Genomic DNA, 8343 nt, shown 5'->3' with positions numbered 1-8343 from the left:
GGGGGGGGGTAGGGGGTGTGGGGCGTGGGGGCGTCCCAACTGGGTTCGACGCGGGCGCTGCGTTCGTTGAGGCCGGGCAGGACTTGCGCGGCGGCGGCGGGCTGGGACCAGCCGGTCCAGCCGCTGTAGCCTGTCGCTCGAGGATCCGGCGCTCCCACACCCCACACCCCATCCCCCACGCCCCGCGAAAGCCCGGTGTGGGCCTGGAAGCCCGGCTGAAAACCGGCGAGGGCGTCGGCGGCGACCGTGGTCGAGGCGCGGTGGCCGGCGGCGTGCAGGGCGTGTTTCAGGGCGCCGACGATCAGGCCGCGCACCAGGGCGGGATCGCGGAACCGGACCTCGGCCTTGGCGGGGTGGACGTTGACGTCGACGAACAGCGGATCGATGTCGAGGAACAGGACCGCCGCCGGATGCCGGTCGCGGGCCAGGAAGTCGGCGTAGGCGCCGCGCAACGCGCCTTGCAGCAGCCGGTCCTTCACCGGGCGGCCGTTGACGAACAGGAACTGGTGGGCGGCGTTGCCGCGCGAATAGGTGGGCAGGCCCGCATAGCCGGACAGGCGCACCCCGTCGCGTTCCTGATCGATCAGCAGGGCGTTGGCCTCGAAGTCGCGGCCCAGCAGGGCGGACAGGCGGCGCAGCCGGCCCTCGTCGCCCGGATGTTCGGCGGGCAGGCGCAGGGTGACCTTGCCGTCCAGCGACAGGGTGAAGGCGACGGCCTCGTGCGCCATGGCCTGGCGCTTGATCTCTTCCGAAATGGCCATGGCCTCGGCCCGTTCGGACTTCATGAACTTCAGCCGGGCGGGGGTGGCGTAGAACAGGTCGCGCACCTCGACCCGGGCGCCGTGCGGGCCGGGGAAGGGGGCGGGGGACAGGGGGCGATGCTCGCCGCCCTCGACCTGGATGGCCCAGGCGTCCGAGGCGTCTCGGGAACGGGTGGTGATCGACAGCCGGGCGACCGAGCCGATCGAGGGCAGGGCCTCGCCCCGGAAGCCCAGGGTGTGGATGCGCAGCAGGTCCACGTCGCCGGCGTCGTCGGGCTCCAGCTTCGACGTGGCGTGGCGTTCGACGGCGAGGGGCAGTTCGTCCTTCGGGATGCCCTTGCCGTCGTCGGCGATCAGGATGCGCGACAGGCCGCCGCCGTCGGCCTGGATCTCGATATTGGAACTGCCCGCGTCGATGGCGTTCTCGACCAGTTCCTTGATGGCGCTGGCCGGGCGCTCGACCACCTCGCCGGCGGCGATGCGGTTGACGGTTTCGGGGGAGAGACGACGAATGGGCATGAGACCCGGGAAGATAGGGGGCGCGGGGGATTCGCGCCACGCAGGTTGAGGCGGGGGCGCGCACTCATCCCCCTTCTTCCTGTGGGAGAGGGTAATTGATCCGGGTAATATTGACTCTGGTATTTCACCCGGGTAATTCGCGGCGAACTTCAGGAGCCAGACGATGATCCCCACGCCCGAGATGAATTGCGCCGCCTTCGCAGGGACCGAGCTGCTGGGGCGGGGGCGGCCGCACGATGTGATCGCGGCGGTCAAGGCGGCGGCTGACGCCGGCCAGGACGTGCTGGTGTTCGACCTGGCCAGCGGGCGAACGGTGGAGTTCGATCTGCGCGGGGACCTGGCCGCCGTGACGGGGCGGTTGCCGCAGGAGACATCGATCCAGGATGAGGCGGCGAAGAAGGGGCCGGGGCGGCCGAAACTGGGGGTGACGGCGCGGGAGGTGACCCTGTTGCCGCGTCACTGGGACTGGCTGTCCGGACGGCCGGGCGGGGCGTCGGTGAGCCTGCGCAAACTGGTCGAGGCGGCGATGCGGGAGGCCGAGGGGCCGGACCGGATGCGGACGGCGCGCGAGACGACCTATCGTTTCATGACGGCGATGGCCGGGGATCTGGCCCATTACGAGGCGGCGACGCGGGCCCTGTTCGCCGGGGACCGGGCGGGGTTCGCCGCCGCCGTCGCCGACTGGCCCGAGGGGGTGCGGGAGACGGCGCAGACGATGGCCGAGGACGGCTGGCGCTGAAGATCCGGGACTGAGGTTCAGGCGTCGGCGGTCTGGTCGGCGGCCTGGACGATGACGCGTTGCAGGGCGGCGATCTCGATGGGCTTGCGCAGCACGCCGTCGGCGCCGGCCTTCATGTAACGGGCCATGTCGTCGTCGAAGACATTGGCGGTCAGCATCTGGATCGAAGCGCGGGGACGGGCGGCGGCGGCCTCTTCGGCGCGGATGGCGACGACGGCCTCGACCCCGTTCATCACCGGCATCATCACATCCATCAGCACCAGGTCGAAGCTGGCGGCGCGCAGGGCCTCGACCGCCTCCCGCCCGTTCTCGACCAGGGTCAGGTCGACGCCGAAGGGCTGGAGCAGCAGGGTCAGCAGGGTGCGGTTGGCGGGATGGTCCTCGGCCGCCAGGATGCGCAGGGGCCGGTCGCCGTTCTGGACAGCGGGCCGGACGACGGGGGCGGGGGCGGCGTGGAGCTCGGCGCGGTCGGCGGTGAAGCGGAACCAGAAGACGGCGCCGTGCGGCTGGGCCGCGCGGACGCCCAGGGCGCCGCCCAGAGCCTGGACGCTGGCCCGGCACAGGGCCAGACCCAGGCCCGAGCCCCCGGCGGCGCGGCCGGCGGCCAGCTGCTCGAAGGGCTGGAAGATGCGTTCGCGCTCGTCCTCGGGCACGCCGGGGCCCTGGTCGTGGACTTCGAAGTCCAGGTCGATGCGGCCGTCGGGGGCGGGCAGGGCGCGGGCGCGGATGCGGATCACGCCCTGGGGCGTCAGCTTCAGGGCGTTGGACAGATAGTTGATCAGCACCTGTTCGACGCGGGCCTCGTCGGTCAGGATGACGAAATGCTCGGGCGCGCCCTGTCGTTCGATCTCCAGCCTCAGGCCCAGTTCCTCGACCCGCGCGCGCCAGACGCGGGCGATGGCGTCCAGCCGGTCGGCGACGTCGACCGGCGCCAGGCGCAGGTCCGACTGGCCGGACTCGATCTTGGAAATGTCCAGCGCGCCGTTCAGCAGGCGAAGCAGCATGCCGCCGGCGTCGGCCATGTCGTCGATCACGGCGGCCTCGGCCGGGGCGCGGGTGCGGCCGCGCAGCACCTCGGTCAGGCCCATGATGACGTTCAGGGGGGTGCGGACCTCGTGGCTGATCATGGCCAGGAATCTTGACTTGGCCTGGTTGGCGCGCTGGGCGGCGGCGTGGTCGATCTCGGCCTGGGCCAGGGCGGCCTGGAGATCGCACGAGCGTTCGGTCACGGCGACCATCAGTTCGACGGTCTCGCGGTCGCTGCGCCACTGGCGCCAGGCGGCGCTGACCACGCCGAACACGAACAGGGCGACGCTGAGCTGAAGGGCGAAATTCTCGGGCGCCTCGGCGACGGTGATCCAGCCTATGGCCAGGGACGGCATGACGACGGCGGCGGCGAAACTGAGACGGCTGGCGTGAACCTGAAGCGCCCCGACCATCAGCACCCCGCCGATCAGCAGCAGCAGATTGATGTGATACTCGGGCCAACCGTGCCAGACGGCGAGGAAGAAGAGGCTGTTGTGCAGGGCCAGGCCGAAGGTGATGGCTTCGGTGCCGCGTCTGAGGATCGGCTCGGCGCGGGGCGCGGCGGGATCGGCGCGCACCCCCTGGATCATGCGCCACAGGATCACATAGAGGCCGGCCTGGATCGCGGCGAAGCTCAGCGCCCAGTCCCAGCCCAGCTTCCACCAGGCCAGGGCGATGATGGCGCCGACGGCCGCCAGCCGCACCGGGAACATGTCCCTGTACCGCTCGGCATAAGCCCTGACATACTCGGCTTTGTTGACCACACGAACGTCCCCCGTCGAAATCGCCCTTAGCCGACGGAGTTTAACGAGGGATCAATCGGACGTTGCTTTTTGGCGTAACGGCGGTCGTCATCGGGGCGTGGGCCGGCCGGTTCCGGCGGCGCCGTTCACCATGGGGCGTCGGCCGTGATCAGGCCAAGGGCGGCGTGACGGGGTGGTCGCTGACGTCGTGGATGAGCCGGTCTTCCCTGGCGGGTCCGGTCGCCCGGGCCTGCGCCGCCATTCCTTTTGTCCGCTCATCCCGGCGAATGCCGGGATCCGGATTGCAGATTCGCTCTCAGATTGTAAGGCCTGGGTCCGGATCCGGGCCCCGGCGTTCGCCGGGGCGAGCGGAAAAGAAAACTACCCCACCTTCACCCGCGTGGCGGCTTCCGGCAGGTCCTCGCCGAAGGCGCGCTGATAGAACTCCGCGATGGTCGGCCGTTCCAGTTCGTCGCACTTGTTCAGGAAGGTCAGGCGGAAGGACAGGGCCAGGTCGCCGCCGAAGATGATGGCGTTCTGGGCCCAGGTGATGACCGTGCGGGGCGACATGACGGTGGAGATGTCGCCGTTCATGAAGGCGTTGCGGGTCATGTCGGCGACGCGGACCATGGCGGCGATCTGACGCCGGCCTTCGGCGGTGGCGTACTCGGGCGCCTTGGCGGCGACGATCTCGGCCTCGACGTCGTGGTCGAGGTAGTTCAGCGTCGTGACGATGTTCCAGCGGTCCAGCTGGGCCTGATTGATCTGTTGCGCGCCGTGATACAGGCCCGTGGTGTCGCCCAGGCCGATGGTGTTGGTCGTGGCGAACAGACGGAAGAAACGGTTCGGGCGGATGACGCGGTTCTGGTCCAGCAGGGTCAGGCGACCCTGGGCCTCCAGCACGCGCTGGATCACGAACATCACGTCGGGGCGGCCGGCGTCGTATTCGTCGAAGACCAGGGCGACCGGGCGCTGCAGCGACCAGGGCAGGATGCCCTCGCGGAATTCGGTGATCTGTTTGCCGTCCTTCAGGACGATGGCGTCCTTGCCGACCAGGTCGATACGGCTGACGTGGCTGTCCAGGTTGACGCGGACCAGGGGCCAGTTGAGGCGGGCCGCGACCTGTTCGATATGGGTCGACTTGCCGGTGCCGTGATAGCCCTGGACCATGACGCGGCGGTCGAAGGCGAAGCCGGCGCAGATGGCGATGGTGGTCTGCGGGTCGAAACGATAGGCCTCGTCGATCTCGGGCACATGGCTGTCGCGCTCGGCGAAGGCGGGCACGGTCATGTCGCTGTCCACGCCGAAGGCCTCGCGCAGCGTCACGCGGCGGGCGGGCTCCAGCGTCATCAGGGAATCGGGCGTAGCGTCGAGCGGGGAGGTCATGGAAAAGCGATTAGCGTAGGTGGATTGCGGGGTCGAGACCGATCCTCCACCGCGAAGCGGGGGAGGGGGACCGCGAAGGGGTGGAGGGGGCGAACCCAGCACCGAATCCGGATCTGCCCCTCCACCGCCTGCGGCGGTCCCCCTCCCCGTGAAGGACGGGGGAGGATCCTTATTTCGCCGCCAGCTTCACATCCACATTGCCGCGGGTGGCGTTGGAATAGGGGCAGACCTGGTGGGCCTTTTCGATCAGGTCGTCGATGACGGCCTGGTCCAGACCGTGGTCGGAGACGGTCAGGTCGATGTCGAGGTTGAAGCCCTCGCCGCGCGTGTTCTTGCCGAAGCCGACGCCGGCGGTGATCTTGGTGTCCGGACCGACGGGCGAGCCGGCCTTGCCGCTGACCAGACGCAGCGCGCCCAGGAAACAGGCGGCGTAGCCGGTGGCGAACAGCTGTTCGGGATTGGTCCCGTCGCCGCCCTTGCCGCCCATTTCCGCCGGGGTCGAAAGCTTGACGTCGATCTTGCCGTCGTCGGTGGTCGAGCGGCCGTCTTCGCGGCCGCCGCCGGAGGCGGTGGCCTGGGCGCGATACAGAACTTCCATGGGGGGCTCCTGTGTATTGGGAAGCTTGAGATAGGGGCTTAACGGAAGACGGAAAGGGGGCGTTGCACGACTGCCCTAGCGTTTTGGGGGCGACGCGGGCTAAAGCACCCTTTCGGGGCGCGTCGTCGGAGTACGCAGTGAAGATTGCCGAACGCTGGTTCGTGTGGGCGGGCATGGTTCTGCTGGGCGGCATCGCCCTGGCGGGGTTGGTGGTCGCCGTCTATGCGGCGTGGCTGTTCCACGACCTGCCGGACGCCTCGGAGTTGGCCGATTATCGGCCGCCGACGGCGACGCGGGTCTATGCCGGCGACGGCACCCTGATCGGGGAGTTCTCGGACGAGCGCCGAATCTACGTCTCCTACGACCAGATCCCGCTGACGGTCGTGCAGGCCTTCCTGGCCGCCGAGGACCGCAACTTCTTCCAGCACGGCGGCATCGACGTGTCCGGCATCGGCCGGGCCTCGATCAAGAACATCTTCAACCTGGCGTCGGGACGCCGGCTGGAGGGCGGTTCGACCATCACCCAGCAGGTGGCCAAGAACGTCCTGCTGACCAACGAATCGAGTCTGAACCGCAAGCTGAAGGAAGCCATCCTGGCCAATCGCCTGGAGGCGACCCTGTCCAAGGAGCAGATCCTCAACCTGTATCTGAACGAGATCTTCCTGGGCTATCGCTCGTTCGGCATCGCCTCGGCCGCCTACAATTATTTCGGCAAGTCGCTGAACCAGCTGACGCCGGACGAGGCCGCCTTCCTGGCGTCCCTGCCCAAGGGACCGAACAATTATCACCCGAAACGTCACCCCGGCGCGGCCAAGGGCCGGCGTGACTGGGTGCTGGGCGAGATGGAGCAGAACGGCTGGCTGACGCAGGCCCAGCTGGTCGAGGCGCGCGCCCGGCCGCTGATCGCCCGCGATGCGCCGCAGCGGTCCGACTACAAGGACGCCGACTTCTTCGTGGAGGAGGCGCGGCGCCAGGCAGCCGCCAACCCCGATTTCGGCGAACAGCTGCGCGCCGGCGGCTTCTATATGCGCACGACCCTGGACCCGACGCTGCAGACGGCGGCGCGCCAGGCCCTGATGCTGGGTCTGGAAAACTACGACCGTCGCCACGGCTGGCGCGGGGGCTGGGGCACGACCGACTTCGCCGAGGGCTGGCAGGCCGCCGCCCTGAAGGAACAGGCGCCCCCCGAACGCCGCAGCTGGCGGGCCGCCGCCATCGAGAGCGTCAGCGGAAACACCGTGCGTATTCGCACCGCGAGGGATGACGAGACCGGAACCCTGATCGCCGCCGACGCGGCCTGGGCCAACGCCAATCGCCAACTGCGCCGCGGCGAGCTGATCTTCGTCGAGCCGCGCAACGGCCAGTTCGCGCTGAAACAGGTGCCGCGCGTCAATGGCGCCCTGGTGGCGGTCGAGCCGCAGTCGGGCCGGGTGCTGGCCATGGTGGGCGGCTATTCCTACGCCCTCAGCAGCTTCAACCGGGCGACCCAGGCGCGGCGTCAGCCCGGATCCTCGTTCAAACCCTTTGTCTATGCGACGGCGCTGGAGGGGGACTTCACCCCGGCCTCGATCGTTCTGGACGCCCCGATCAGCTTCGCCGGCGGCGCCAACGGCCAGCGCTGGACGCCCGAGAACTACAGCCGTCAGTATTACGGGCCGCAGACGCTGCGGCGCGGGCTGGAGCTGTCGCGCAACGTCATGACCGTGCGCCTGGCCCAGTCGGTCGGCATGAAGAAGATCGTCGACCAGGCGGACAAGATGGGCATCCCCGGCCTGACGCCGAACCTGTCGGTGTCCCTGGGCGCCGGCGAGGTGACGCCGCTGGAGATCACGGCCGCCTATTCCGCCTTCGCCAACGGCGGGCGGCGGGTCAGCCCCTATCTGATCGACTATGTCCAGGATCGTGACGGCGAGACCATCTTCCGCGCCGACAGCCGCAGCTGCCGCGACTGCGGCCGGGGCTTCTCGGGCCAGGAATCGCCGCGCCTGCAGCAGCGCGGCACCCAGGTCATCGACCCGATCACCGCCTATCAGATGAGTTCGATGCTGGAGGGCGTGGTCCAGCGCGGCACGGCCGCCAGCGCGCGCGGCCTGGGTAACTGGGTCGCCGGCAAGACGGGTACGACCAACGAATACCGCTCGGCCTGGTTCGTCGGCTTCACCAGCGACATCGTGGTCGGGGTCTTCATCGGCTTTGACGACAACCGCTCGCTGGGCTTTGGCGAGACGGGCACCACGGCCGCGGTGCCGGTGTTCATCGACTTCATGCAGACGGCGCTGAAGGAACGGCCCGCGCGTCCGTTCGTGCGGCCCAAGAACGCGGTCTTCCGGACCGTCAACGGCATAGAGGAAGCCTTCCGTCCGGGCACGGAGCGCCAGGCGCCCCCGCCGGTCCAGGCCCCGACCCAGCCGGTCGGACCCCAGAACTATTACGAGGTGATCCGGCGCGAGCAGGAGGCCGCCGCCAGCGGCGCCAACGCCCCGCCGCCGCCCGCCGCCGCCCCGCCGCCGAAGAAGGCGCCGGCCGAGGACTTGAGTGGATTGTACTGAGGCTCTAGTACCCACCCTCCGT

6 protein-coding genes are annotated in these 8343 nt (G+C 69.4%); 2 read left to right on the top strand and 4 right to left on the bottom strand.

Features of this window, described 5'->3' with window-relative positions; genetic code table 11:
- A partial coding sequence (mutL, locus tag ACIQ1T_RS18040; RefSeq protein ID WP_395945948.1) for a DNA mismatch repair endonuclease MutL occupies nucleotides 1-1280 on the bottom strand: 1280 nt, incomplete at its 3' end.
- Nucleotides 1281-1443: 163 nt separating this feature from the next.
- Between mutL and ACIQ1T_RS18035 the strand changes: the two genes are divergently transcribed.
- Nucleotides 1444-2019, top strand: a complete 576-nt coding sequence (locus ACIQ1T_RS18035; RefSeq protein ID WP_395945947.1) for a DUF2239 family protein — start codon at nucleotides 1444-1446, stop codon at nucleotides 2017-2019.
- Nucleotides 2020-2036: 17 nt separating this feature from the next.
- Here ACIQ1T_RS18035 and ACIQ1T_RS18030 read toward each other — a convergent pair whose 3' ends face one another.
- The 3 genes from ACIQ1T_RS18030 to ACIQ1T_RS18020 form a co-directional block, all read right to left on the bottom strand.
- Nucleotides 2037-3809, bottom strand: a complete 1773-nt coding sequence (locus ACIQ1T_RS18030; RefSeq protein ID WP_395945946.1) for an ATP-binding protein — start codon at nucleotides 3807-3809, stop codon at nucleotides 2037-2039.
- A gap of 360 nt (nucleotides 3810-4169) precedes the next feature.
- Nucleotides 4170-5174: a cobaltochelatase subunit CobS gene (gene cobS / locus ACIQ1T_RS18025; RefSeq protein WP_395945945.1), complete on the bottom strand. Its 1005-nt coding sequence runs from the start codon at nucleotides 5172-5174 to the stop codon at nucleotides 4170-4172.
- A 169-nt stretch (nucleotides 5175-5343) separates the two neighbouring features.
- Nucleotides 5344-5772 (bottom strand): organic hydroperoxide resistance protein, encoded by a 429-nt coding sequence (locus ACIQ1T_RS18020; protein WP_395945944.1) that lies wholly within the window; start codon nucleotides 5770-5772, stop codon nucleotides 5344-5346.
- Nucleotides 5773-5909: 137 nt separating this feature from the next.
- Here ACIQ1T_RS18020 and ACIQ1T_RS18015 point away from each other — a divergent pair, with 137 nt between their 5' ends.
- The gene (locus ACIQ1T_RS18015) at nucleotides 5910-8321 is read left to right on the top strand and encodes a penicillin-binding protein 1A (RefSeq protein WP_395945943.1); all 2412 of its coding nucleotides are present in this window, start codon (nucleotides 5910-5912) and stop codon (nucleotides 8319-8321) included.
- The last annotated feature ends 22 nt before the right edge of the window (nucleotides 8322-8343 follow it).

The organism is Brevundimonas sp. (assembly GCF_044336875.1).
Lineage (GTDB): Bacteria > Pseudomonadota > Alphaproteobacteria > Caulobacterales > Caulobacteraceae > Brevundimonas.
The sequence above is the reverse complement of the archived record's forward strand: the minus strand, read 5'-3'. Positions and strand labels throughout refer to the sequence as shown.

What these genes read in the sequence shown, in the direction of transcription:
- cobS (WP_395945945.1), bottom strand. Translation starts at nt 5,174, where the DNA reads ATGACCTCCCCGCTCGACGCTACGCCCGATTCCCTGATGACGCTGGAG.
- ACIQ1T_RS18035 (WP_395945947.1), top strand. Translation starts at nt 1,444, where the DNA reads ATGATCCCCACGCCCGAGATGAATTGCGCCGCCTTCGCAGGGACCGAG.
- ACIQ1T_RS18020 (WP_395945944.1), bottom strand. Translation starts at nt 5,772, where the DNA reads ATGGAAGTTCTGTATCGCGCCCAGGCCACCGCCTCCGGCGGCGGCCGC.